Here is a 1,144-nt window from a genome sequence, read left to right as displayed (position 1 = left end):
GAGGGCGTTCAGAATTCTGTGTCAGCCTAAGTTGCTAAATATCTAGCACACCATCTAACCTACCTTCGAAGTGGATGGCCAATTGCGACAATGTCAGATTCCAATTATGGATTGGCATTGTCCATTTCTTCGAGGCATTCAATATGCCTGCATACAATAATTTCATCAAGCTGTTTTCATTAGGGAATGCTCCCTTAGTCTTGGTGAGTCGTCTAAACTGGCGATGTACAGCTTCAATTGCATTTGTGGTATAAATAGCTTTACGCACGTAATCTGGATACTTGAAGTAAACCGACAGATTGCCCCACTTACGACGCCAAGACTCGATAACGATAGGGTATAACTTGCCCCATTTGGCATCTAATTCGGCGAGAGCGGCTTCTGCTGCATCTTTAGTGGCTGCCTTATAAACGGGTTTCAAGTCAGCCATAAACTCTTTTTGGTGCTTTGAAGCAACATACTTCATCGAATTACGAATTTGATGAATAACGCACTCCTGCACTTCGGCGTCAGGATAGATTGTTGCTATTGCTTCAGGGAAGCCTTTTAGTCCATCAACACAGGCAATTAAAATATCGGATACACCACGATTATGTAAATCTGTTAATACTGATAGCCAATAGTTAGCCCCTTCACTTTCAGAGATATATAAACCAAGTAACTCTTTGCGGCCCTCGATATTGACACCTAGTACGGTATAAATAGCCTTACTCACGTAGCGCCCATTTTCTTTAATCTTATAATGAATAGCATCAAGCCAGATAAACGGGTAAAGCGTGTCTAAGCTGCGCGCTTGCCATGCTTTAAGCTCTGGTATCAGTTGGTCTGTTACGGCAGTGATGGTGGCCTCTGATACTTCAACGCCATACATATCCTGTATGTGGCCTCGAATATCTCGGTAGCTCATACCTAAAGCAAACATAGATAGAATTTTCTCATCAATTTCAGGCGTTAACTTGGTTTGGTTCTTTTTAACAAGCTGAGGTTCAAACGAACCTGAACGGTCTCTGGGCGTTTCAAGTTCGAATTGACCTATGGATGACTTAACTGTTTTTTTGGTTGAACCATTTTTACGGTTAACTTCGGTCTCAGATTCTAAATGCTGCTCTAATTCAGCTTTAAGAGCCGCTTCGGTGAGTTGTTT

Annotated in this window: 1 protein-coding gene; it reads right to left on the bottom strand. The window is 42.0% G+C overall.

Annotation, left to right across the window (positions count from 1 at the left end; all coding sequences use genetic code 11):
• Positions 1 to 34 precede the first annotated feature (34 nt).
• The coding region (locus ND6B_RS00680; protein ID WP_033104363.1) for an IS256 family transposase at positions 35 to 1,144 on the bottom strand (1,110 nt) is incomplete at its 5' end.

Source organism: Pseudoalteromonas sp. ND6B (assembly GCF_000764215.1).
Taxonomy (GTDB): domain Bacteria; phylum Pseudomonadota; class Gammaproteobacteria; order Enterobacterales; family Alteromonadaceae; genus Pseudoalteromonas; species Pseudoalteromonas tetraodonis.
The sequence above is the reverse complement of the archived record's forward strand: the minus strand, read 5'-3'. Positions and strand labels throughout refer to the sequence as shown.